Source organism: Sediminicola sp. 1XM1-17, assembly GCF_037203765.1.
Lineage (GTDB): Bacteria > Bacteroidota > Bacteroidia > Flavobacteriales > Flavobacteriaceae > Sediminicola.
In genome coordinates, this window is the sequence record NZ_JBBCAS010000005.1 from 71,415 (window position 1) to 97,295 (window position 25,881).

Annotated in this window: 23 protein-coding genes; 11 read left to right on the forward strand and 12 right to left on the reverse strand. The window is 41.4% G+C overall.

What is annotated here, in order from left to right; genetic code table 11:
- Positions 1-3 precede the first annotated feature (3 nt).
- The 7 genes from WAA86_RS08785 to WAA86_RS08815 form a co-directional block, all read right to left on the reverse strand.
- The gene (locus WAA86_RS08785) at positions 4-954 is read right to left on the reverse strand and encodes a glycosyltransferase family 2 protein (protein ID WP_337300630.1); all 951 of its coding nucleotides are present in this window, start codon (positions 952-954) and stop codon (positions 4-6) included.
- Positions 955-1,038: 84 nt separating this feature from the next.
- A complete protein-coding gene (rfbD, locus tag WAA86_RS08790; protein ID WP_337300631.1) occupies positions 1,039-1,914 on the reverse strand; it encodes a dTDP-4-dehydrorhamnose reductase in 876 nt (291 codons plus the stop codon).
- Entirely contained in the window at positions 1,907-2,479 is a 573-nt protein-coding gene (gene rfbC, locus WAA86_RS08795; RefSeq protein WP_337300632.1) for a dTDP-4-dehydrorhamnose 3,5-epimerase, read from the reverse strand. Before rfbC ends, rfbD begins: the two co-directional genes overlap by 8 nt.
- Entirely contained in the window at positions 2,466-3,362 is an 897-nt protein-coding gene (gene rfbA / locus WAA86_RS08800) for a glucose-1-phosphate thymidylyltransferase RfbA (protein ID WP_337300633.1), read from the reverse strand. Before rfbA ends, rfbC begins: the two co-directional genes overlap by 14 nt.
- Before the next feature lie 3 nt (positions 3,363-3,365).
- Positions 3,366-4,415, reverse strand: a complete 1,050-nt coding sequence (gene rfbB, locus WAA86_RS08805; RefSeq protein WP_337300634.1) for a dTDP-glucose 4,6-dehydratase — start codon at positions 4,413-4,415, stop codon at positions 3,366-3,368.
- A 76-nt stretch (positions 4,416-4,491) separates the two neighbouring features.
- A complete protein-coding gene (locus tag WAA86_RS08810; protein ID WP_337300635.1) occupies positions 4,492-5,814 on the reverse strand; it encodes an MraY family glycosyltransferase in 1,323 nt (440 codons plus the stop codon).
- Between the two features lie 784 nt (positions 5,815-6,598).
- Entirely contained in the window at positions 6,599-7,210 is a 612-nt protein-coding gene (locus tag WAA86_RS08815) for a CDP-alcohol phosphatidyltransferase family protein (RefSeq protein ID WP_337300636.1), read from the reverse strand.
- A 61-nt stretch (positions 7,211-7,271) separates the two neighbouring features.
- On the opposite strand from WAA86_RS08815, the gene WAA86_RS08820 reads away from it, so the two are divergent.
- From WAA86_RS08820 to WAA86_RS08830, 3 genes are all read left to right on the forward strand, one after another.
- Positions 7,272-7,418: a hypothetical protein gene (locus tag WAA86_RS08820; RefSeq protein ID WP_337300637.1), complete on the forward strand. Its 147-nt coding sequence runs from the start codon at positions 7,272-7,274 to the stop codon at positions 7,416-7,418.
- Positions 7,419-7,516: 98 nt separating this feature from the next.
- On the forward strand, positions 7,517-8,362 hold the full coding sequence (locus WAA86_RS08825) for a universal stress protein (protein ID WP_337300638.1): 846 nt from the start codon (positions 7,517-7,519) through the stop codon (positions 8,360-8,362).
- 38 nt (positions 8,363-8,400) lie between these two features.
- Positions 8,401-9,717 carry a dicarboxylate/amino acid:cation symporter gene (locus WAA86_RS08830; protein ID WP_337300639.1) on the forward strand — a complete coding sequence of 439 codons (1,317 nt, stop codon included), beginning with the start codon at positions 8,401-8,403 and terminating at the stop codon, positions 9,715-9,717.
- A 3-nt stretch (positions 9,718-9,720) separates the two neighbouring features.
- On the opposite strand, the gene WAA86_RS08835 is transcribed toward WAA86_RS08830, so the two are convergent.
- Positions 9,721-10,608, reverse strand: coding sequence for an SDR family oxidoreductase (locus WAA86_RS08835; RefSeq protein WP_337300640.1), 888 nt, complete (start codon positions 10,606-10,608; stop codon positions 9,721-9,723).
- An 18-nt stretch (positions 10,609-10,626) separates the two neighbouring features.
- Complete coding sequence (locus tag WAA86_RS08840) at positions 10,627-11,646, reverse strand: quinone oxidoreductase family protein (RefSeq protein WP_337300641.1); 1,020 nt, start codon at positions 11,644-11,646, stop codon at positions 10,627-10,629.
- 128 nt (positions 11,647-11,774) lie between these two features.
- Here WAA86_RS08840 and WAA86_RS08845 point away from each other — a divergent pair, with 128 nt between their 5' ends.
- The 3 genes from WAA86_RS08845 to WAA86_RS08855 are packed head-to-tail and all read left to right on the forward strand — an operon-like array spanning position 11,775 to position 14,246.
- Positions 11,775-12,947, forward strand: coding sequence for a polymer-forming cytoskeletal protein (locus WAA86_RS08845; protein WP_337300642.1), 1,173 nt, complete (start codon positions 11,775-11,777; stop codon positions 12,945-12,947).
- Between the two features lie 11 nt (positions 12,948-12,958).
- Complete coding sequence (locus WAA86_RS08850; protein ID WP_337300643.1) at positions 12,959-13,612, forward strand: dienelactone hydrolase family protein; 654 nt, start codon at positions 12,959-12,961, stop codon at positions 13,610-13,612.
- 4 nt (positions 13,613-13,616) lie between these two features.
- Positions 13,617-14,246, forward strand: coding sequence for a phosphoribosyltransferase (locus tag WAA86_RS08855; RefSeq protein WP_337300644.1), 630 nt, complete (start codon positions 13,617-13,619; stop codon positions 14,244-14,246).
- Between the two features lie 59 nt (positions 14,247-14,305).
- Here WAA86_RS08855 and WAA86_RS08860 read toward each other — a convergent pair whose 3' ends face one another.
- The gene (locus WAA86_RS08860) at positions 14,306-14,509 is read right to left on the reverse strand and encodes a dodecin family protein (protein ID WP_337300645.1); all 204 of its coding nucleotides are present in this window, start codon (positions 14,507-14,509) and stop codon (positions 14,306-14,308) included.
- A 213-nt stretch (positions 14,510-14,722) separates the two neighbouring features.
- Here WAA86_RS08860 and ppsA point away from each other — a divergent pair, with 213 nt between their 5' ends.
- Both ppsA and WAA86_RS08870 read left to right on the forward strand, forming a co-directional pair.
- Complete coding sequence (gene ppsA / locus WAA86_RS08865) at positions 14,723-17,119, forward strand: phosphoenolpyruvate synthase (protein WP_337300646.1); 2,397 nt, start codon at positions 14,723-14,725, stop codon at positions 17,117-17,119.
- Between the two features lie 34 nt (positions 17,120-17,153).
- Entirely contained in the window at positions 17,154-18,107 is a 954-nt protein-coding gene (locus tag WAA86_RS08870; RefSeq protein ID WP_337300647.1) for a 1-phosphofructokinase family hexose kinase, read from the forward strand.
- 1,135 nt (positions 18,108-19,242) lie between these two features.
- Here WAA86_RS08870 and WAA86_RS08875 read toward each other — a convergent pair.
- Both WAA86_RS08875 and WAA86_RS08880 read right to left on the reverse strand, forming a co-directional pair.
- The gene (locus WAA86_RS08875; protein WP_337300648.1) at positions 19,243-19,716 is read right to left on the reverse strand and encodes a hypothetical protein; all 474 of its coding nucleotides are present in this window, start codon (positions 19,714-19,716) and stop codon (positions 19,243-19,245) included.
- Between the two features lie 38 nt (positions 19,717-19,754).
- Positions 19,755-20,135, reverse strand: a complete 381-nt coding sequence (locus tag WAA86_RS08880) for a hypothetical protein (RefSeq protein WP_337300649.1) — start codon at positions 20,133-20,135, stop codon at positions 19,755-19,757.
- 380 nt (positions 20,136-20,515) lie between these two features.
- Between WAA86_RS08880 and WAA86_RS08885 the strand changes: the two genes are divergently transcribed.
- The 3 genes from WAA86_RS08885 to WAA86_RS08895 all read left to right on the forward strand — a co-directional run bounded on the left by WAA86_RS08885 (position 20,516) and on the right by WAA86_RS08895 (position 25,803).
- Entirely contained in the window at positions 20,516-23,488 is a 2,973-nt protein-coding gene (locus tag WAA86_RS08885) for a CheR family methyltransferase (protein WP_337300650.1), read from the forward strand.
- A complete protein-coding gene (locus WAA86_RS08890; protein ID WP_337300651.1) occupies positions 23,466-25,193 on the forward strand; it encodes a sensor histidine kinase in 1,728 nt (575 codons plus the stop codon). The genes WAA86_RS08885 and WAA86_RS08890 overlap by 23 nt, the downstream gene beginning before the upstream one ends.
- 226 nt (positions 25,194-25,419) lie before the next feature.
- Positions 25,420-25,803: a response regulator transcription factor gene (locus tag WAA86_RS08895; RefSeq protein ID WP_337300652.1), complete on the forward strand. Its 384-nt coding sequence runs from the start codon at positions 25,420-25,422 to the stop codon at positions 25,801-25,803.
- Positions 25,804-25,881: the final 78 nt, after the last annotated feature.

The following is a 25,881-nucleotide window of genomic DNA, read 5'->3' on the forward strand; positions in this document are numbered from 1 at the left end:
TCCTTATCTAATCAATAATCTATGAATTGAATTTTTAACAAAACGAAATAGTCCAAGGTTAATCTCCATTAGGTTTATTTGATAATTGGATTTATTTACAACCCAAAAGGGTAAATGGTAAATGAAGTTAATTGTAAATGATTGTGTAATTATTGCAATCTTCTTCTGTTTAATATAGTCTGATATGTTATTTTTTAAATATTCATGAATTAAACTATCTTTTTGATTTTTAGGAATTTTAATAAGAAAGTCTTCAAACCATTTTTTTTCTAATAAAATTGCTTCCATCTTTAACTTAACATTTCCAGAAGAAGAAATAGTATACATATTTTTTCGATAATTAAACAACGGTTTATTTATATGTGCTATTCCTTTATCACCGATTGCGATAAAGCTTGATATATCGTCAGACGCCCAAGCCAATGGCAGCTTATAAAAACCTTTACGGGCGATTAGTGATTTTGTTTTATACACAAAATCGGAAATATATTGTTGTCTTAACCCCAAAACACGATGCCATATATTTTCATATATTGTTTCATATTGTGGCCACGCAGCAGTTAATCCAATTTTTTCTCCCTTTTCATTAATAATATATGACTGACAGTGTAGTACATCAAGTTCAGGTGATTTTTTTGTTAAAATTGAAAATTCTTCTAAATAATTTGGCTCCAATCTATCATCATCTCCCATTAGCAGAAAGTATTCACCTTTTGCGTAGGAAAGACATTTATTCCAATTATCAATTACGTTTTCCGCTCCAAAATTTCTTGAATTTTTATAATATCTAATCCTTTTATCATCATACAATGATATAATGCTTTCTAAATCTTCAGGAGAATTGTCGTTTACAATAATAAGTTCAAAGTCTAAAAATGTTTGATTAAGTATGCTATCAATACATTCTTTCAAAAAGGATTTTTTAAACGCAGGTATTCCTATGGAAAAAAGCATATTATATTAAAATTTGTTTATTGAACACCAACAATACCATATGTCGTAATGGTAAATGAATGCTGCATTGTAAGGTTACACCATTTAAGTCAAAAAAATGAATGAGTTATTAACGTTTAAGCTTCTCAATGAATCTTTCCAATGAGGAATTTCTATATCATAATGATCTTTTAGTTTGTTTTTATTTAGAACCGAATAAAATGGCCTTTTTGCGGCGGTAGGATATTGCCAAGAGGCGATAGGATTTACTGTTACTGAGATCCCCTTCATTTCAAAAATGCCTATGGCAAAATCATACCAACTGCAAACCCCTTCATTGGAATAGTGAAAAATTTCCACTTCATCGTTATTTAATTTGGGTAGAATCTCCAGAATGGTCTTGACCAGATCCCCAGCGTAGGTAGGTGTACCCACTTGATCGGATATTACCCCTAACTCCTTTTTTTCCTGTGACAAACGCAACATGGTTTTCACAAAATTGTTACCGAAACTGGAATAGACCCAGGAGGTTCTGATTATGATAGAATGCGAAGGGTTAATTTTCTGTATCGCCTTTTCCCCGGCCAATTTGGTTTTTCCATAAACAGATTGCGGGTTGGGAACATCCGTTTCTACATACGGTTTGTGATTGGTACCATCGAACACATAATCCGTTGAGATATGAATTAATTTAATCTGTTGCTCCTTGGCAATTTCAGCCAAGTTAGCCACCGCAAGGTGGTTGATGGCATCTGCTTTCACAAATTCTTCCTCCGCTCTGTCCACTCCCGTGTACGCTGCACAGTTAATAATAATATTTATGGAATTACTACTTATGAAATCTTTTACTGCAATGTGATCCGTAATATCCAACATTTTGGAATCCGTAAACAAAAACTTATACATTCCATATTCTAATGCTATCTCCTTCAATTCAGAACCCAATTGTCCAGTTCCTCCCGTTACTAAAATATTACGCATACATCATATTAGAAAATTCAAAATACTCGGCATTCTCAAAACTAGGCTGTCGCCGATCCTTTTCAGATAGTTGCAATTCTTTTTTAGCCAATTTCCAATCTATGCCCAGATCCTCATCATCAAAGGCTATTCCCCTGTCACATTCAGGACTATAATAATTATCAACCTTGTAGGCGAAAACAGCTTCCTCGCTCAAGACCACGAACCCATGGGCAAAACCCCTAGGCACCAACAATTGTTTTTTGTTTTCTCCAGTTAGCTCAACAGCCACATGTTGTCCGAAGGTTGGTGAATCTTTACGTATGTCCACAGCAACATCCAAGACACTGCCTTGCAGCACCCTTACCAATTTGGTCTGTGCATGGGGTGCCATTTGATAATGCAAACCTCTTAAGACGCCATATGAAGATTTGGATTCATTGTCCTGACAAAAGTTAATGGTATACCCAAGAAATTGCTCCAACTTATCGTGCCTAAAAGTTTCCACAAAATACCCTCTATCATCACCAAATACTTTTGGCTCACAAATAATTACATCTGGTATGGTTGTTCTAGTAAACTTCATAAAATGTTTTTTCCTTTGCAATTTCTATTAAATATTGCCCATAGCCATTCTTCTTTAAAGGCTCTGCCAATGCCAATAATTGTTCTTTGGTGATATAGCCCATATTATAGGCAATCTCTTCCAAACAGGCCACCTTTAATCCTTGCCTATGTTCTATAGTCTGGATATAATTGGAAGCTTCCAACAGTGATGCGTGCGTGCCTGTATCTAACCAGGCATACCCTCTTCCCATTAATTCAACCTTTAAAATTTTCTGCTCCAAGTACGCTTGATTCACGGAGGTAATTTCCAACTCTCCCCTATGGCTAGGCTCCACATTTTTGGCAATCTCCACAACGCTATTGGGGTAAAAGTATAATCCTACCACCGCAAAATGACTTTTGGGGTCTTCTGGTTTTTCTTCTATACTCAAGGCTTTTCCTTGTGGATCAAATTCTACCACCCCATATCGCTCCGGGTCTTGAACATAATACCCAAAAACAGTGGCATTTTTTTTATCCTTAACATTACGAACTGCCTTTGCCAATAATTTGGTAAATCCATGACCGTAAAAAATATTGTCACCCAACACCAAACAAACATCATCATTGCCTATAAAATCCTCTCCAATAATAAAAGCTTGAGCCAAACCATCTGGCGATGGTTGTTCTTTATAAGAAAATTTCATTCCTATATCTGACCCATCTCCCAGCAGCTGCTCAAACCGCGGCAAATCTAAAGGTGTAGAAATAATCAAAATTTCTTTAATACCCGCCAACATTAATACAGACATTGGATAATATATCATCGGCTTGTCATTGATAGGTAAAAGTTGTTTTGAAGTCCCCTTTGTCAAAGGATACAATCGTGTTCCAGAGCCTCCTGCTAAAATAATTCCTTTCATAGCCTATTGATATTGTTCTTTATAATAATTCTGATAATTTCCGGATGTAACATTCGCCAACCACTCCTTATTTCCCAAATACCAATCTATTGTTTTAGATAGACCTTCTTCAAAAGTAACCGTTGGATTCCATCCCAATTCCTTATTAATTTTTGATGCATCAATGGCATAACGCAAATCATGGCCTGGACGATCCTTTACATAGGCTATCAATTGACTACTACTTCCTATGGCTCTTCCTAATTTCTCATCCATCTGCTGACATAAAAGCTTTACCAAATCAATGTTTTTCCATTCGTTAAAGCCCCCAATATTATAGGTGTCCGTAAGAATCCCTTGGTGAAAAACAAGATCTATAGCTATGGCATGATCTATAACATACAACCAATCACGAGTATAATTACCATCGCCATAAACCGGCAATGGTTTATTATTAATAATATTGTGGATAAACAAAGGAATTAATTTCTCCGGAAATTGATTTTGCCCATAATTGTTGGAACAATTGGTAATCACAAAGGGCAAGCCATACGTTTCACCATAAGCCCTTACAAAATGATCTGAGCTTGCTTTGGAAGCCGAATAAGGCGAATTGGGGTCGTAAGGGGTAGTTTCCTCAAAAAGTCCATTTTCACCTAATGATCCATAAACCTCATCGGTACTTATATGATAAAATAGTTTCTCTTCCCAATTCCCTTTCCATAACTCTTTAAAAGCATTCAGCAATATCATGGTTCCCAAAATATTGGTCTTTGCAAATGCCAATGGATCAGTAATTGAACGATCTACATGGGATTCTGCGGCTAGGTGAATAATACTATCAAAACGGTATTTCTCAAATATAGAATTCACAAAAACTTCGTCAGTAATATCTCCATGAAGAAAAGTATAATTTTCTTTATGCTCGATATCCTTCAAATTTTCCATATTGCCAGCATATGTTAACGCATCCAAATTAAAGATGCTGTATTCTGGATATTTATTAACAAATCTTCTTACCACGTGGGAACCAATAAAACCTGCTCCACCAGTAACTAAAATACTTTTCTTCATTCTATAAACTTCAAATCTTAAAATCAGCTTTTATCAAGTGTGATCGGTATTATTTTAATATAACGTAGTTATGCTCCTACTCCGTCTTCTTTAATTTTTTAAATACGTCCAGCCTTTTAGCCATTAATTTTTCCAGCAAGGAGATACGCTCTTCCATGGATTGTGCTTTTCCAGTGTCCTGCATATAACCCCTAAGGTTATATTTTTCGAGCATGTCATTATATTGCTGCTCGGTATGGATATCCAATGCTTCCATAGTACCTACTGGCAAATGTGCGTTATCCGCTATTTTTTTTTCCAACCTTAGCGAAATATCCTTGTCGAGCACCAACAGCCAAGGCGATAGGTACACCGTTAAAATAACGGCCATGATCAAGACCAACTGCAATGTAATCTGCAGGTCTCCCATCATAAATGCACACCCGATCACCAAAATATTGGCCAACCCAATAATGGCACATATCTGCTTTGGGGCAAATCCCAGATCCAACAAGCGATGGTGAATATGGTTGCGGTCTGCACTAAAGGGACTGCGCTTCTGCTTGATACGGATACAAAATACCCGTAACGTATCTATAATAGGAAAGGAAAGGGTGGCCAAAAACAAGATGGGACCATTGGCAAAGGTATATAACGTTCCTATTTCTGTATTGCACGTTAAAAAACAAATGGCCTGGTACACCAGTAAAAAACCAATGAACATGGAACCGGAATCGCCCATGAATATCTTTCTGGTTTTAGAAAAATTATAGCGTAAAAATCCCAGTAGGGCTCCAATAATCACAAAGGACACCAGGGCGCTAAGGTAATAGCCGTTAACAATAAAGAACAAGCCGTAAGCGAGACTTGCTATTATGGAAAAGGTACCTGCCAAACCATCTACCCCGTCAATCAGGTTTATGGCATTTATTACAAAGACAAAGGCCATCAGGGTCAAGGCCACAGAAACAAGATAGGGCAATTCCCCTACACCAAAAAGCCCGTATAAACTTTGGATGCGCACATCTGTAAACAAAATGACTATCATGGCCGCCACAGCCTGTACCATGATTTTCTTTTTGGGGGCCAGGCCCACCAAATCATCCTTAAGACCAGCGAATAACAATAAGATACCGCCTGAGATGACGGACAACAGCTTTAATAGATCCAATTGGGAGAAGTTAGATCCCAACCCCAAGACAATAATAGGTATGGTAAAAGCCACAAAAATTCCCAATCCGCCCAAGGTTGGCGTTCTATTTATATGGGCACTGCGGTCTCCCGGCTCGTCCATTAGGTTTTTGGTAATTACCAAATATATTATCACCGGAAACATCCTAAAAGATAACAACAACGGCATCAGCACGGCAAAAAACACCAAAAAATATGGATAAAACTGAGGGTCTATTACATTGGTCATAGGTTGGTTATTAAAATGTTTATGGGGAACATTTTACGCTCAACATCAAGAGTCTAAACAATGCGCTGCTCATTAAAAACGCAATGGCACTTCGCATCGACTGTTCAAAAATTTGTTTTCATCTCATATTCGGGGTCAAAAATATTACCTATTCTTTCGATTCAACGAACTTATTCTATAATTTTATTCACAATCCTGATTTTTTACGGTATTCTGTTTAACGTTCTTTATGAATACTAATTCATCAAATAATATGACAAAAAATTGCAGTCACCATAATTCATGCTTACAAAACTACTACCTAAGTGAATTTTCGGGGGAACTTTACGACCATATTAGTGATCATTACCGCTATTTTACTATTAAAAAGGGTAATTGTAAGCACTACATTATAGATAAAGAGAAAAATCTCATGCGAACTTATAGGAATATAACGCATTTTCGCAATGTCTTGGAACAAATGCGCAAATACTCGGTGAACCGCAGAGAGAAGCAGGAATTTTTAGAATTTTCTCTCACACCGCATACTTTTCCTACAAATATTAAAGTAAATGGAATGAATTCTGCGTGAGAAGATCCAAAATAGAAAACCTTAAACAAAATAGAAAAAAATCCTAATTAGCTGTGCGTCAACCAGTACGCTTCTTTTTACAGGAAGGAAACCCATTAATTAAATAGTTGATGGTTGATGGTTGTTGGTTGACGGTTGACGGTTGATGGGTGATGGGTGATGGGTGATGGTTGACGGTTGTTGGTTGTTGGTTGTTGGTTGACGGTTGATGGTTCATTTACTGTTCTTATGAACACCTTCCCTACTAGCAGTTCTCCGGTCATCCTTCAGGGCCCAAAAAATACCCTTTACGTCCTTCACCCAGTGGGGATACATATAGATCAGGGAGATCTCCTCAATGGTTTCCAACACCCCAATGATGATCATGGTGTAGAACAACCAGTATACAGGGCCAAAAAACAACAGCCAAAGAATAAACACTCCCTGCAATACGGCAGAGGTCTTGGCCAAATAGGTGTGAAAAGCGGTGGCTTTCCCATATTTGACATAGGCAATGATCATTTGCAGTACATAAGGGATAAAGGCCAGTAGGATGAGCAGGTAGTTGGCCTTCATAAATTCGGTTTCAAAAACAATGAGGCCAATAAGTCCAATGACCAGGGTAATCTGGTCCCCTACAGAATCCAATTGAGAACCGCGGGCACTGACAATATTTAACTTGCGGGCCAAAAAACCATCAATGGCATCCGTGCTATAACTCACCAATAAAAACCAGGTAAATAATTGCCGTTCGCCAAACCAAATAAGACCCAATAAAAAAGGAACGGCAAAAATCCGATAAAAGGAAAACCAATCGGCGATGTTGTATTTATTGAATTTGAACATATTCGATATTTGAAAATCTTATAAACGCAAAAATCCCATTCGTGGTTTTTAAACCTAAAACATGGACCATTTTTTAGTACTTGCCGTTCTCAAAATAAGTCACATTCCCCCTCATGGATTCCTTGCACCATCAGTATCCGCTTCCATGGAACAGGTCATTGCCCAATCATTTTTCAAAGCTACCCTTCCCCTGTTTCAAATAAAATGATGGATATCATGTGATCTATTTTCGATGAAGATTGACTTTTATCATTTTTTGCCCCCTTTAAATGCTATAGATTCATACCCATTGATAACCACAAGCCCATGAAAACCATTCTCTATGCCACCGACTACTCCCCAAACTCCGTTGCAGCCCTCTTATACACCCATAGTATTTGTTATAAACTAAAGGCCAAAATGATAGTGCTCCACGTTTTTGACGAGCCTATGTCCCTGGCCACCAAAGTCTCATTGGCCTACCTAAAAAAGGAACAGGAACTCTACGAGGTTCACAAAATGAAATTGGAAGCCTTTTGCTATGAACATCTGAAAGATAGCCCGGTGGTCACCAATAGGCAGGTGATGGCCGTAGAAAATAGATCGAGCACAGCAGGAATCATAGCGGCCGTAGTATCCGAAAATGTGGATCTGGTCGTGGTGGGTACCAAGGGCGGCAGTGCCCTAAAACAATTTATATTGGGGAGTACGGCCGTTGGTTTGATCAAAAAAGCCCCTTGTACCGTATTAACGGTCCCAGAAAATACCGTCCCAGCACCATTGCACACCCTGGTTTATGCCACTGATTTTGAAGATGCCGATATTTTTGCCATCAGACAATTGGTGAACATTGCTGCACCTTTCGGAGCTACTATAAAAATGGTCCATATTACCCCCAAAGCAGAATATGCGGAGGACAGGCAGGTGGCGTGGTTAAAAAAAATGCTGGAGCAAAAAGTCAACTACAAACCCATGGCGTTTGAGCGTATTTTATCGGATGATATCCAAGAAGAGCTCAACAACTATCTAAATATTACAGAAGTATCCATCCTATGTATGTTGGAACGGGATGATGGCAGCCTCATGCGGAAATTGATGCACAAAGATCTTGTCTTAGCCATGGAATCCTATTTGACCATTCCGCTCATGTGCTTTAAGGTGGGTGGACTTTAAAAACTATTATGCACCAGTAGGCAAACCTCAAGAACAGCATGTTGGAATTCAGACCCCTTAATACGTTATCCGTTCATTTAGACCGACTCATAAAAGGCCAGTTATGGATCAAAGTTAGTATTGGCGTTGTTCTTGGAGCGGGATTGGGAGTGCTGCTCAATCCGTCTACAGGGTTGATCTCTGAACAAATCAGTCTGCGCCTGGCCGATTGGCTTGACCTTCCCGGGCACATTTTTATGAGGTTGGTGCAGATGATCATGATCCCATTGATATTTACCTCCATTATTACGGGCATTGTAAGCAATACCTCGGAGAACCTTACCTCTTTTGGACTTCGGCTTTTGTTATATTTTGTTTTTACGACAGGCATAGCCATCATGATCGGGGTGGCCGTAACACTTATTTTAAAACCTGGGCAGTATATCTATTCTTTAGGCGGACTCCCCATTAGCGATGAAAATCAGTTAACCCCTCCAGAGGAAACCAATCTGGTTGAGGATATCCCCATAGCCATATCAAACCTTATCCCCAATAATCCCTTGGAATCCATTTTGACGGGAGAAATGTTGGGGGTGGTCATTTTTACCATCATCATAGGGGTAGCCATTACCCAACTGCGCCAAGACACCGCAAGGCCCATTATTCATTTTTCTGAAGCCGTTCAGAAAATCTGCATGATCGTGGTATCATGGGCCATGTTGCTGGTACCTTATGCCGTATTCGGTTTGATGGCTGCACTGTTATCCAGAACGAGTGTGGAAATCTTCCTGGGCCTAGGATATTATATGGCGGTAGTTGTCCTCGGCCTGATCATTCTGGTGACCTTCTATTTGGTGCTGGTCTTGATCATGACCAAGAAAAACCCTTTCCAGTTCTTAAAAGCCATCAGGGAACCACAACTCTTGGCATTTTCTACCGCCAGTTCTGCCGCTGTGATGCCCCTTTCCATGAAAACCGCCGATGAAAAATTAGGGGTGTCCTCCAATATTAGCGATTTTGTCATCCCGGTCGGGGCCACCATCAATATGGATGGAACCGCATTATTTCAATGCGTGACGACCTTATTCATGGCACAGGCCTATGGCATGGAATTGACCATTATAAACCTCCTACTGATCACCTTTACCGTTGTGGCCGCTTCCATAGGAACCCCGGCCATTCCAGGTGGTGGCGTAATTATTTTGACATCGGTACTGCAAAGTGCAGGCATTCCCATAGACGGCCTGATCATCATTATTGGGATAGACCGTATTCTGGGAATGTTCAGAACGGCGGTCAATGTGACCGGGGATCTTACTGCTTGCCTAGTTTTCAACAAGTTTTATGGAACCAAAACAATGCCCGGCCAAACCTAATGGTCAAATCAATTCCTCCACATCCCTATGTGGTACGTTGTACCTCTTTACCTCTGCCCTAGCCCCTCCTATCATGGTATATTCATTTTTTATCTTTACCCTATTCCACCAAAGGATCCAATGCCCCAAAAGGGGAAAATAACGGGTAATCACCCTCGCCAGATGTCCAAGTCCTGTTAATGTGATGGCGTCCTTGCGCATGGCGATCTGTACGCAGACACTCTTGGCCACGTGTTCACGGGTATCGAGTTTTTCATTTGTCCGTTTGGGAAGGTAGATCCAAGATCCATCCACATCCAAAATGGTCTTTTTGGGATCGTTCTCGGTAAAACCAACATATGTAATTCCTACGTGTACCCCGTTATCGGACAACTCTATCCGTAAGGCTTCAGCCAGTCCGGCCTGTGCCATTTTGGAGGTGCTATAGGCCGCATTGTAGGGCATGCCCCTAAAACTGGCAACGCTATTGATAAAAATGATATGTCCTTTTGATGTTTTGAGATGTGGAATGGCGTATTTGCTCAAATGTGCGGCCCCGTTAAAATTGGTCTCGGAAATAATTTTGTAATTGGAATCGGCCATATCCTCCACACTCCCCCTACTGCTGATCCCGGCATTGTTGACCAAAATATCCAACCCTCCATAGGCATCTACCGCACTTTCAATCAAATGTTTGCATTGGACAGGAAAACGGATATCGGCTACCACGGGCAAGGTTTCATATCCCACTTCCTTTAATTCCATTGCCGTACGCTCCAATCGCTCCCTATCCCTACCATTGATTACCACCTTGGCGCCCAGATTCAATAATTCATGGGCTATGGCTTTTCCTATGCCCATACTGGAACCACTGACAATGGCCACCTTATCCTTAAAGAACCGCTTATCCATCTTCTTCTGCTTTACGTTTTACCATTTCACCACAATTTTACCCTTGGACTTTCTCGACTCCAAAAATTGATGTGCCTCCGCCAACTGTGCTATGTCATATTCGGCACCCACAAATGGGCTTACATCCCCTTTCTCTGTCATTTGAATCACGGCCTTCATGGCATTGGCCACCTTATCCGGTCTTTCCTCCCCTACCTTTAGCATATTCACCCCGATCATTCCCTTGGATCCCCCCAAAAATTGAATGGGGTGATAGATCCCAAATTGGAACAACACTTTTAATTTCCCGAAAAAAGAGGTGTTCTTATTCATAGAGGATACTCCAAAAGTCAGCAACCTGCCTCCTGCTCCCAGTAGTCGGAATCCTTTTCGCACAGATGTTCCTCCCACAGGATCAAAAATCACATCCAGCCCAGTATCCTTATGGAGCGAACGAACCTCCTTTTCAAAATCGTGCTCCCTATAATTAATGGGATGGTGTACCCCAAGCTTCTTTAAATATTCCATTTTTTCCACGGAACTGCAGGTACCAAAAACGGTACATTTCTTCAAGAGGGCCATTTGTACCAAGGCCGTTCCTACCCCGCCTGCCGCCGCATGGATCAGCACCCTATCGCCTTCCTGGAGATTGGCCATGGTATGCGACAATAAATAGGCCGTACCATATTGGGTGGCCAATGCTACAGCTTCACCCACCCTCATGGCTTCCGGTATTTTATGGGCCATTGCTTCCTGAGCCACGGCATATTCCGCGTACCCCCCAAAGCGGGTCAAGGCCACTACCCTATCCCCCACTTTTAGCCCTGTAATATTAGAACCACATGCCTCAATGTGTCCCACCACATCATAACCCAAAATGGCCGGTAAGGGTGGTGCAGCCTTATATAGCCCCAAACGGGCCATAACATCGGCGAAATTGAGCCCAAAAGCTTCAACCTTTATCAGGACCTGATCCTGTAAGGGACTGGGTTTTTCTGTTTCCCGCACCTCAAAAGCGGTTTGGGATGCTCCGTATTTTACCAAATAAGCTGCTCTCATAGGTTTCCAACCATTAACATATATAAGAAAGGTAACCATCATAATGCGACTTTCACCTGATCAAGATCATTTGATTATCAAATGATTCCCCTTTAATTTGAGTACATAACCCCCATAAATTCCGTAAAATGAAAACATATATATGGATGTGGGCTTTCTTTTTCGCTTTTGTCTCCCATGCGCAATTCAAATCAGGTGAAAATGTTACTATAACACAACCTCAAGATGATGATATTTATCTGGCAGGGGAAGCCGTAAATATCAACAACAAGGTCCGAGGTGATGTTGTGGCCAGTGGGGGCTCCATTTTTGTTTTGGATTCCATCAGTCAAGACCTAATTGCTGCCGGTGGGGAGCTCGCCTTTAAGGGCTATGTTGCCGATGATGTGCGCGCCGCAGGCGGAAAACTACTGATTGATGCGGAAATTGGGGATGACGTTGTTGTAGCAGGAGGCAAAATACATATTGGCAACAATAGTATCATCCACGGTAATCTTATCTCCTTCTCTGGGGAGCTTCAGATTAATGGAGATGTCATGGGGACGATGAAAGCCTCTACCGGTAAGGCCTCTATTTATGGGACCATAGGGAAAGATGCCAAAATAAGCGGAGGGGAAATATACCTGGACGGGGATTTTAAGGGGAATACGCAAATTACTGCGGAACACCTCACCATTGGCAACAATGCCAAATTCTACGGGGCGGTTACCTATTGGACCAAAGAAGGGGAAGTGGATTTTAAAAATAGCCTTGTGGGCACAACTGCAACCTTTACGGAAGACCTTCGTATGGAGAAAGAGGAACTTTCACTATACAATTTTGGCGCATTCTCTTTTGGACTGGCCCTATTTTACATCCTATCCATACTTGTAATAATCATTTTGTTCCATGCCTTGTTCAAAAACCAATTTCCGACCATAACGACGGATGTGGAAGGCAATACCTGGAATGTTTTGGGCAATGGTCTCATCTATTTATTTGGAGTACCATTGCTGATCCTGATCACATGCATCACCCTTATCGGTATTCCCATAGGGCTCTTCATATTGGTCACCTACCTGTTTAGTCTTCTTTTTGGACATGTTCTTGCCGCATTGCTGTTCACCTATTATTGGAACCAACGCAACGAAAAGCAGTGGGGGTTTTGGGCAATGGTATTTTTAACGCTGGGGTTTGCCCTTATCCTGCGCTTGGTAACCCTTGTTCCGATATTGGGGTGGATCATCTCTGTTGTGGCATTGAGTTTTACCTATGGGCTCTTTATCAAGAAGGTGATACGTAAAAAGCAAGCAGTAGTATAAAACATGGAGTTATGGCAGTTGGAGTCACATACAATACCCTGGATATAAGGTTAAAGAAAGTCACCTTAAAAGGCATCCTGTTTCTACCGGAAAACACCTTAGGGCTCGTCATTTTTTCACATGGCAGCGGCAGTAGTCGGTTAAGCCCCAGAAACAACTACGTTGCCGAAATACTTCAAAAAGAGGGCTTGGGTACCTTTCTGTTCGATCTGCTTACCGAAAAGGAAGATAGCATCTATGAAACGAGGTTCAATATAGACCTATTGACCCAACGCCTTATTGAAGCAACCGAATGGTTGCAACAGTACGGCCCTACCAAAAACCTACCTATGGGATACTTTGGCGCCAGTACCGGTGCAGCCTCCGCCCTTAGGGCCGCCGCCTTCTATGGGGATGCCGTAAGAGCGGTAGTATCCAGAGGGGGAAGACCGGATTTGGCCATGGGGGAATTAGCCAAGGTCAAGGCCCCAACACTATTATTGGTAGGGGGATGGGACCATATGGTCAAAAAATTAAATGAGAGTGCGTACGATACATTAAGATGTAAGCGAAAGCTGGAGATCATTCCCGAGGCCTCCCACCTCTTTGAAGAGCCCGGAAAATTGAAAGAAGTGGCCGAAATATCTGCCAAATGGTTTGTTACTTGGTTAACCTCAAAAAAATAAAATTATGTTTAAAGATCGTATAGATGCCGGACTTCAGTTAGCGGCTAAGCTAAAGGACCACAAAGACAAAGACGTTGTTGTACTTGCCATTCCTAGGGGTGGACTCCCATTGGGGTCTATCGTCGCAAAATCATTAAATGCTCCTTTGGATGTGGCGCTATCCAAAAAAATAGGGCATCCCTATAATAAAGAATATGCCATTGGGGCAGTGAGTATGGAACATAGCATACTTAGTGATGCGGCGGAAGTTGAAAAAGGATATATACAGAAAGAAACGGCCAAGATCCGGGAGAAATTAAAAAAACGGCATGAGCAGTATTATAGAAATAGAAAACCTGAGCCCCTTCAAGACAAGGTGGTGATCATTGTGGATGATGGGATAGCCACGGGGAATACCATTCTGGTAACGGCCGAACTCATACACGACCAAAAACCAAAAAAAACTATTGTGGCCATTCCCGTGGCCCCAAAATCGGCAGTCCCCAAACTGGAAGCCTCTCCCTTTATAGACGAGGTCATCTGCCTACTTGCCCCCTTTAACTTTCACGCTGTGGGGCAATTCTATCAGCATTTCCATCAAATATCCGATGCTGAGGCGATCGCCATTTTGGAAGAAGCTGTCCATCAAGCTTAAAAAAAAGCGCATCAAAAAAAGAAGTCTTTGATGCGCTTGGTCCAAATACCGTAATTTGACTAATTCTTGATACCGAAAGTAACTTTGGTGTTGACACGATATTCGGAAATCTTGTTATCCTTGACGGAAACCTGCATATCCTGGATATAAACAGATTTAATATCCTTTACCGTTTTGGACGCCTCATTGATGACATTCTGTACGGCATCTTCAAAACTCGTTTTAGAGTTCCCCAGGATTTCGATCACTTTTAATACGGACATAATACGTGGATTTAAAAAATTATGGTTACTGTTTAGTATAACTTAACCTTAACAAGGTATTTAACCCTTCCATAGAAAACTATGATATAAATCATACTTCTTGGAACGATGAAAAAATATATAGTTCAAAGCCTCCCCTGTCTCCTCCTGACCTTTATCATGTGATATCAAAAGAGCTACCCCTACTTTTGATGGTATCCATAAAAGACACTCATGTTCATTAAAGAATTCAACGAGCTCGGGATAGCGGACATCGCTAAGGTTGGAGGAAAAAACGCCTCTTTGGGGGAGCTCTACAACCAACTGACTTCCAAGGGCGTGAGGGCACCCAATGGTTTTGCAACAACCTCAGCTGCTTTCTGGCAATTTTTGGAGGAGAACAACATCAAATACAGCTTACAGGAGTTAATGGGGCAACTGGATAGATCCCAATTTGCCAATTTGGGAACCATCGGTAAAAAAGCAAGGACACTAATTTTGAATGGGACCTTTTCTCCGGAGTTTACCCATGCAATAACCGTTGCCTATCAACAACTCTGCGGTGAATCCTTACTGGCGGTTGCCGTACGAAGCAGCGCCACTGCCGAGGACCTGCCCGATGCCAGTTTTGCGGGACAGCACGATACTTTTTTGAATATAGCAGGGGGCAAGGAGGTCGTAAAGGCCGTCAAGAAGTGTTTTGCCTCCCTATATACAGATAGGGCCATAAAATACAGGGAAGACAAAGGTTTTGCCCATCATGATATTGCACTTTCGGTAGGGGTTCAGCTTATGGTCCGTGCCGATTTGGGTTGCTCGGGGGTTGGCTTTACCATTGAACCGGAATCGGGCTTCGAAAATGTCATGCTCCTCTCCGGCGTTTGGGGCCTAGGGGAAAACATTGTGCAAGGACTTGTAAATCCCGATGAATTTTACATTTTCAAACCTACCCTGCGCCAAGGCAAGTTCCCCATTATCCAAAAGAAAATGGGCGACAAAAGATTGACCTTGGTCTACGCCCCTGCCAATGCAGAGGAAACGACCACCAACAGAGAAACCCCTCCTGAAAAAAGGGACAGCTACATACTGTCGGATGAGGAAATCATACTATTGTCACAATGGTCCCTACTCATTGAAGAGCACTATCAAAAACCCATGGATATAGAATGGGCAAAAGACGGACGTACCCATGAACTTTTTATTATTCAGGCGCGGCCGGAAACGGTACACCAAACCAAAAATAAAAATATCCATATCTCCTATCAATTACTGGAAACAGGCAAAATTTTGGCCCAAGGGAATGCGGTTGGCACCAAGGTCAAAGTAGGCACCACAGCCCTATTGAACACTCCAGGAGATGCGGGCATATTGGATAAGAATACCATTATAGTGACCGATACCATTACTCCGGACTGGGACCCTTTGTTAAAACAGGTAGGTGGCATTATCACCAATAAGGGCGGAAGAACCAGCCATGCCGCCATAGTAGCAAGGGAACTGGGGGTACCTGCCATTGTGGGGTGCGGTAACGCCACTGCCAATATTAAGAACAAGAGCCATATCACCCTGACCTGCGCCCAAGGAAAAACAGGATATATTTATGAAGGTACACTGGCATTTAAGGAGAAAGAGATCGACTTTTCACAAATAAGTCTTCCCAAAACCGAAGCTAAACTGATCTTGGCAGATCCAGACCTGGCCTTTCCCCTTTCCTTCTACCCCAACCATGGGGTTGGGCTATTGCGGATGGAATTCATCATTGCCCATATGGTAAAAATTCACCCTATGGCCTTGGTAACATACCATAGACTGAAAGAGGGAACCCTTAAAAAAAATATTGAGGTGATCACCAAGGGGATTGCCAACAAATCAGCATATTTTATAGATACCCTGGCACAGGGCATAGCCACCATTGCTGCAGCCTTTTATCCCAAAGAGGTAATCGTGAGGCTCAGTGATTTCAAGACCAATGAATATGCCAACCTTATTGGTGGAAGTGACTTTGAGCCCAAAGAAGAGAACCCCATGTTGGGCTTTAGGGGTGCAGCCAGATATTACAGCCCATTGTACAAAGAAGGGTTTGCCCTAGAATGTGCCGCCATTAAGAAAGTTCGTGAAACCATGGGGCTGACCAACCTCAAGGTAATGGTCCCATTTTGCAGAACCTTGGAAGAAGGCAAAAAGGTAATTGCCCTTATGGAAGATAACGGTTTAACAAGAGGACATCAGGGATTGGAAATCTATACCATGGTAGAAATTCCGAGCAACGTGCTGCTGGCCGAAGAATTTGCAGCCATTTTTGATGGTTTTTCCATAGGATCCAATGACCTCACCCAGCTTACTTTGGGTGTGGACAGGGATTCCGACCTATTGGCCCACCTTTTTGATGAAAACAATTTGGCCGTAAAGAGACTGTTATCCATGGCCATCGCTGCAGCCCGGAAAACCAATACAAAAATAGGATTATGTGGACAGGCACCCAGTGATTTTCCCGCATTTGCAGATTTTTTGGTGAGGGAAGAAATAGACAGTATATCCTATAACCCCGATGCCCTTTTACAGGGAATAGAGAATATGAACAGGGCAGAAAAGGGCCTGTTGCCCAATGAGGAAAAAACGCTCCACCCGTAGATAGTGGAGTTCTATTAATTACAGCGCCCATCTTATGGCACAGATTATCACATTAACCGTAAATCCTGTAGTGGACAAGACCACTACGGTAGACCTATTGGTGCCAAATCGGAAATTACGGTGCACGGCCCCTAAGTATTTCCCGGGAGGCGGGGGTATCAATGTATCTAGGGCCATCCAGAACCTCGGAGGGGAAACGACCGCAATTTATCTGGCGGGAGGAGCTTCCGGCTTACATATGCAACAATTAATGGCGTCGCGTGGCATTGGTCAAAAGGTCATCCAACAAGAAGGAAGGACCAGGGAAAATTTATCGGTCACAGAAATTAAGAACAATACGCAATATCGGTTTGGAGTTCCCGGGGCCTTCGTTTCCGATCAGGAATGGAAATCGAGTATAAGCATCCTGGAAGCACAATTGAAACAGGGAGATTTTCTAGTGGCCAGTGGAAAATTACCTCCCGGTATACCCACAGACTATTTTGCGCAGATCGCGGCCATTGCCCGGGAGAAGGGCGCCAAATTTATATTGGACACCAAGGGGGAAGGGCTCAAAGCGGCCATTACAAGTCCCATTTTTCTTCTTAAACCCAATTTGGGAGAATTAAGTGCCCTTTTGGGAATGTCCTTTATCCCTTATGATGAACTGGAAGGATTGGCCCTGCGTTTTATGGCTGACCATTCCTGTGAATTGATGGTCGTTTCCATGGGGGCCAAAGGCGCCCTATTAGTGACACAGGGCCAATGTATTTTTATACCGGCTCCCATGGTACATCAGAAAAACAGGATCGGGGCAGGAGACAGTATGGTGGCCGGAATGACGCTGGGGTGTGTTCAAGGCAAGTCATTTTTGGAAATGGCCCAATATGGGGTAGCCTGTGGCACGGCCGCGACGATAAGGGAAGATGGAGAACTTTGTCAGCAAAAAGACGTAAATGAACTCTATGGATGGGTGAAGTCCCATACCAAGACACTTAAAAAAACATAGAACTGATATAAATCATTTTATGGCACCAAGCAATGGAATATTTTAGCAATGTTCTAAAAAAGCAAGTTATTTGAAATTTACGGGCAAAGGTTTTGGGGGAATCCTTTGCCTGTATAAAGGAGGATAAAGATAAGCTAATCAGCTAGTTTCTGGTGTTGGCCCAAATGTAATGGGCGTATGCTATAAATAGCGTTCACAGCCTATCTTTTCCTCCTAAAGAACCGGGACATAAAATTCCCGGTTTCTTTCATGACTGTTAAATTTTTATATACTGATCCAGATCATTTCAAATGGCCACTCAGGTACTTAATTTTGTATTTTACTTAGAATATAAAATAAAACGTTCTTTGATGATATTTAGATAAAGGCGCATTGGTGTAGCAATATACCAGGCACTTAGGAAGTAAACGTAGCATCGTTTTACCTTGCGATACTGTATGTGATCCAGGAATGGTGAATTGCGGATTTGCTATAAGCGGACATCGATACGCTTGTGAACTTCTGAAAACAAGGACATGCAAATGTCCTTGTTTTTTTATTTAAAATTAGTAGTTTTCTACAATATCAAGAAATCAGGGGAAAGACACTATGATGTGTAAACCCAACTGATGAATCCAGAAAGTTGTGACCCAATAACGTTCAAAATTGTTAAATTTTTGGAAACTGATCCAGGTCATTTCAAATGGCCACTTAGGCACTTATTTTTGTATTAAACATACAATACAACATAACACGTTCTTTGATGATATTAAAGTAAAGGCGCATTGGTGTAGCAATATACCAAAGCACTTAGGAAGTATGTTAGGTCAGTATACCTTGTGGACCACAATTTTGCCCAGCGATGGGTAGATGAAGGGTTTTACTATAAGTGGTCATTGTACATACATATCTTCTGGAAACCAGAACATGCAAATGTTCTGGTTTTTTTATACAAGATTGGTCGGTATTTCTGTAAAGAAAAATGGACCATTATGAAGCAATAGATATTGTTGGTTACAACATATACCTCTGATCCATTTTAGCAATAATTTGGTTTAAAGGATAGATTGGACACCTACTGATTGATATTCTTCATAGGAAAAAGGAGGCGCTGCCTCCTTTTTCTGTTTTAAACCCTGTAACATGAACCAAGAAGTCAGTTTTTGGAATCAAGGAGGCCCGGGTGGTACTCCTTAAGAAAGCGATTGCGGATCGAGTCCATTCTCCTCATGAATTGTTGCATTTCCGGATGGTGACTTTCCCAATTTCTAAAAATATAATCCTCCGAGAAGAAGTCCTTCTTCATAAGAGAATCTGCCTTGGGGAAATATGAAAAATCCCTTCTCAAGAAAGGCGCCTCCATTTCATCAAAATACCGCTTAAAATTGTCCATAATACTATCCAGATTCACTTTTAGCGAATCCCCTTCCTCATTGGTATAAGACCATGAGTAGATAGAATCATATGTGATAAGGTTGCCCAATTCATCGAATTGCCGAGTGACATTCCATTGTCCTTTGGGTATTGCCATAGTATCGTTCGTTGCCTCTTTTGGGGCATTTTGATCTTTTTCCTGCCCCTTACAAGAGCCCAAGGACAGTAAAACCAATAAAACTGCTAATTTTTTCATTCCACAAAAATTTTAATTGCTCTTTTAAATGATCTGAATCAATTTCCCCTGCTACTCCTCCTGCCTATATTGCTCCTTCCCCTATAAGGGTTATCGTTATGGTACCTTTGAATATTGTCTCCCCTGAAATTACTGATCCTTTTATACCTGGCACGACTAAGGTTGATGTTCCTATAGCGGAGCGGCAAAACGGAAGCCCTGAGCCAGACCCCAGTATCCCAATAGATATAAGTTCTATCGTGGAAATCATAATAAATACGGTACTCCGGAAAATAAACATAACGTACCAATTCTACCCTATTGGGATAAAACCAGGGAGGTGGCGGATGGTTGGGTCTAGAGGAGATGACCACGGGACCACAACTTCCCAACAACATCACCATTACCAAAAGAAACAACCCCGATTTAGAATTTTTCATACTATTTTATTTAGGCAACAAAGTAAGTGTTTGATAGAAAATTGTAAATGACTTGGGTCATTCATGGCCCCTATAAGGTGCATTGTTCAATGGCCCAGGGATGCCCCCGCCATCTGTACGCCATGCAGGTGGCCCACTGATCAATGTCATTTTAGAACCATTACCGGTTTCGTAATTTTAGATTGCAAGGTCTTTTAAACAAGGTGGTTCACCAGGTTATTGATCAAATAGCTATAAATAGAAGCAAGTCAATTAGAGATCATTATTTGCACTTGAGAGACAAAAGAGCGAATCCCAAAAGAAGTGCCCCTTTACTACAAATCATTTCAGGGGTTTAATTAACTTTGAAATACGCTTTCATTAGATAATCTTAATAAAAAATGGCCAAAAACAAGACCACATCCTCCCCAAAAAAAGGGACCTCCCCGAATAAAACCTCAAAAAATGAAAAAAAAGAAGAATTTCTTATCGTGGGGATGGGAGCTTCAGCGGGTGGCCTGGAAACATTGGAGCAATTTTTTAAAGCAACGCCTGCCAAACCTGGAATGGCCTTTGTTATTGTACAGCATTTAGACCCTACACACAAGAGCCTCATGGTACATTTGCTTAAAAACCATACAGAAATGGAGGTATCTGAAGTAAAGGACAACACCCTTGTAGTCCCTAACCACGTCTATGTGATACCTCCCAACAAGGATATGGCCATTTTTAATGGTATCCTTCACTTAATGGAACCTGCAGCGGCCAGAGGTTTTAGAAAGCCCATAGATTTTTTCCTTCGCTCTTTGGCCGAGGACCAAGGGGAAAAGGCTGTTGGCATCATCTTATCAGGTACCGGAACCGAAGGGACCCTAAGCCTTAAGAATATCAAAGGACAAGGAGGACTTTCCATAGTCCAAGATCCAGAAACGGCCAAGTATGATGGCATGCCAAGAAGCGCCATTGCGGCGGGAGTACAGGATTTTATCCTGCCCGTAGCTGAAATTCCGAAACTGCTTTTAAAATATGCCAAAAACAGGAAATTTAAACCTGAAGAACTTCCCGACAAGATCTCTACCGCCAAAGAGCTTCTTGAAAAGGTGTTTATTTTATTACGCAATGAGACGGGTTGTAACTTTAGTGATTATAAAAGTACAACGGTCATACGAAGGATAGAAAAGCGGATGGCACTGAACCAGATAGATAAATTGGAGCTTTACATTAAATACCTTCAGAAAAATCGTGAAGAAATTTTAAAATTATTCAATGAACTCCTTATAGGCGTTACCAATTTTTTCAGGGACAAGGAGGCTTTTGATTCTGCAAAAAATATCGTAATTCCACAATTGATCAAGAATAAAGAAGATGGGGAAACAATCCGAATATGGGTCCCCGGATGTTCTACGGGAGAGGAAGCCTATTCGTTGGCCATCATGTTTGATGAAGCCGTTAAAAAGCAATCAAAAAAGATAAAGTTCCAAATTTTTGCATCGGATTTAGATGAAAATGCCATTAATTTCGCTCGTCAAGGCGTATACCCTCAGAGCATTTCTGTGGATGTAAGTCCTGAACATTTATCCAAATATTTTTATAGCGATGCCACGACCTACAGGATAAAAAAAGAAATTAGGGACCAAATTGTATTTGCGGAACACAATCTCATCAAGGACCCGCCCTTCTCTAAACTGGACATGATCAGTTGTAGAAATCTTTTAATTTATTTAAACGTAGAGGCTCAAAAAAAAGTGTTCGCCATTTTTCATTACGCCCTTAACCCAGAAGGCATTCTCTTTTTGGGCAGTTCTGAATCTCTCGGTGAATACGACTCCCTATTTGAAGTGGTGGACAGGAAACATAAAATTTTTAAACATAAGGATGCGAAGCTTGAACAAATACCGGATATAGGGCATCTTTTTCAGGAACCTCCTTCCATAAAAACTATGGCGAAACCCATTCTGAAAAGAAATCGACAGGATAACCTGGCAAGTCTTACCAAAAATATTTTACTTTCGAATTATACCCCCGCCTGTGCCATTATAAATGCAAAAGGAGATGCCGTGTATTTTTCCGGAAACACAGGGAAGTATCTGCAACCTTCGCCCGGGGAGGCAAAATTGAACATTATTGATATGGCCAGGGAAGGCCTAAAGGCCGAGCTCCAGGTGTTGATCTCCAAGGTACGGAAGACCAATAAGACAGAAATGCGCAATGATATAGAAGTCAGGACCAATGATTCTTTCCAGGTAATAGACCTTAGCATTAAGCCATTGCAACTGGAGGATACAGAGGAAACACTTATGATGGTCATCTTTGAAGACCGCAAACATCTAGTAAACCCAAATAAGGAAACTACGGTTGTCAAGGCAGAAGACACCTCTGAACTCTTGGCTCTGGAACAGGAATTGGCCGCGACCAAGGAATATCTGCGTTCCACCATAGAACAATTGGAAATTTCCAACGAGGAGCTAAAATCGTCCAATGAGGAACTGCAATCGAGCAATGAAGAATTACAGAGTACCAACGAGGAACTGGAAACCTCTAAAGAAGAACTACAAAGTGTCAATGAAGAAATAGTTACGGTAAATACGGAACTACAAGGAAAGATTGATGAACTGGCACAGGCCTATGACGATATGAACAATTTGTTGGCCAGTACCGAAATTGGAACCATTTTCCTGGATTCCAATTTACATATCAAACGATTCACCCCCTCCATGTCCAAAATCATCAATCTTATCCAGAGCGATGTGGGACGCCCTTTAGAGCATTTGTCCAGTAACCTGATCTATGACGGGATCGTTGGGGATGTAAAAAAAGTTCTTGACAAGCTCTCTCCCATTTCAAAATCTGTAAAGAGTGTGGAAGGTATTTGGTATTTGATGCAGATTATGCCCTACCGCACTTCTGAAAACGTAATTGAAGGAGTGGTGATCACCTTTGTGGATATCTCAGAGGAAAAAAGGCTGGCAGAACAATTAAGGGAAACGAAGGAAAACTTGGACCATTTGTTGGAAATGACCAAGATAGTGGTCTACACCCAAAACAAGGATCTTAAATATACCAGCGTGGCCCATGTACATCCGGATTTGGAATTTAGGAGCATGATAGGCAAGAAGGATGAAGATTTTTTCAATGATGAAGATGCCCTTTTGCTTACCAAGACGAAAAAGAAAGTTTTGGATTCAGGAAAGCCCAGCAGGGAGGTCATCGCCCTAAAAATTGGGGGAGGCATCAGATATTTTGATCTTTTGGTCCGTCCAATAGAGGAAAATGGGGTCATTTCTGGTATCGCATGTACCTCAATGGACATAACAGATCTAAAAGTTGCCGAAAAACAACTTTTAGATCTTAATGGCAATAAAAATAATGGGTAACAAAGAACATCCAAAAAGCAATGATTTGCGCACCAAGGCAGAAGCCAAGTTGGGGCATGCTTCCAAATTGTCCAAGGACCTAACATTGGATAAGGCCAAGGTTATGATGCATGAGCTGGAAGTGCACCAATTGGAACTGGAAATGCAAAACCAGGAATTGAGGGAGACCCAGCACCGTTTGGAAGAGCTGCGCGACCAATATGCGGACCTGTTTGATTTTGCCCCGGTTGGTTATTTGGTGGTGGATAACAAGGGGGTCATAAAAAACATCAACCTTACGGCTTGTATGCTTCTTGGCCCGGAACGTTCTTTGTTAATAGGCAAGCCTCTATCTGCATACATGAGCAGTGGGCAATCCATTAAATTGTTTCTTAATTTAAATGAGGCCTTCAAAAATGGAAACCTGCCGTCCTTTGAACTGACCATGAAAGACAGAAATAACCGTACGTTCACAGCCTTGCTTCAGGGCACCATACCCAATTATTCTAAAAGTAGCGATACCTGTAGGATTTCCTTACAGGACATTACAGAACTTAAAGCTGCCGCCGCCTTAAAAAAACAACACGACGAGCTACAATTGGAAAAAGAAAAAATTCAGCGGTATTTGGATTTGGCCCCAGTTGTTTTCTTGTTGATAGATTCCGATCATAATGTACAGATGATCAACCAAAAAGGGTGTGAATTATTGGGCTATAAAAGAGTGGAGATCCTTGGAATAAATTGGTTCAAGAACTTTGTAATCCGTCAAGATGAGACCAAAGTCAACCCTGCCAATGAAAATTTCCAAAACAATAAGTTGTTGCTAAAACCCTATGTGGAGAATTACGTAAAATGTAAGAATGGTGAAAAGCGTCTAATGGGCTGGACCAATATAGCACTTTTGGATAACAGCGGTAATCAGATAGGCACCTTATCTTCTGGGGAGGATATCACACAACGAAAAAAGGAAGAGGCTACCAAACAGCGTTATATGGAAGAACTGGAGACGATGGTAGGAGAGCGTACCAAAGAACTTAGTGATGCCCTGGAAAATGAAAAACAGATCAGTGAAATGAAGAGTTCCTTTGTTTCCATTGCCTCCCACGAGCTACGCACCCCTGTCACCATAGTACTGTCTTCCATAATCCTAATTGAAAAATACGGCGCCCTGGGTCAATTTGAAAAACAGAAAAAACACTTCAACCGCATTAAGTCTTCCATAACACATTTTATCAGTATTTTGGATGATTTCCTTTCCTTGGATAAATTGGAAAAAGGTATTGTCCGGGTAAATAAAGAAACCTTTGATCTGCCCGATTTCATTAACTTTACCATAGGGGAAATGGAAGTCATGTTAAAGGAAGGTCAAAAAATTTCATATACCCATAGTGGCCAAAGAAATACGCTCCAGGACAAGAAAATTTTCCGTAACATACTTCTCAATCTGTTGTCCAATGCCATAAAATATTCTGAGAAGGATATAGCACTGACCACCGTTGAAAATAATGGCTCTTTGACATTGCAGATCAAGGACCAGGGCATTGGTATCCCAAAGGAGGATTCGCAATTCTTGTTCAAACGCTTCTTTAGAGCCAAAAATGCCGAGGACATCCCGGGTACCGGCTTGGGGCTCAGTATTGTTCAACGCTATTTGGACCTATTAAAGGGTTCTATTGAGTTTACAAGCCAAGAAAATATTGGTAGCACCTTTACGGTACAACTATAAAACATTTCAAGGCATCCATTTTTTTTCCTAGAACTTACATGTTTGGCCATGTCCTTAAGGCCATATGTCTTAAAAAATCAAAAGGCCGTTATTTGCAATTTCCATCCCGTTCGTATGCCTCTAGCATATATATTGGGTTTAACCTTAGTATTTGCGATAAATTTATTACTTTTAAAATACTTCCCCTGTAAAAATTTCTTAGCAAAAACCATAACAACTCTTTTCCATGGTTACTATTTTAATCATAGACGATTGTAATGCCATTCGAGAAAACACAGCTGAGTTACTGGAGTTGGAGGGCTTTCATGTCATCACAGCATCCAATGGAAAGGAAGGTTATGGGAAGGTGGTGCAACATGTTCCGGATCTAGTGGTATGTGATATTCTAATGCCCGAAATGGACGGTTTTACTTTGTTGAAAAAACTGGGGGAAAACCCCAAGTACAAAACCATTCCGGTCATCTTTTTTAGTGCCAAAAGTGAGAAAAAGGAAATCATCAAAGGATTGGAACTCGGAGCCTATGATTATATAGTCAAGCCCTCGGAACTCCATGATCTTATTGCTTCCATAAGAAGGTTCATAGCCGAAAAAAACCTTTCAATTTCCTAAAACGATCTATTATTGCTGGTTCTTTACCAAACCATAGAATACCTATCTTTTCCCTAAAAATTGGCAACCGATTTGTTC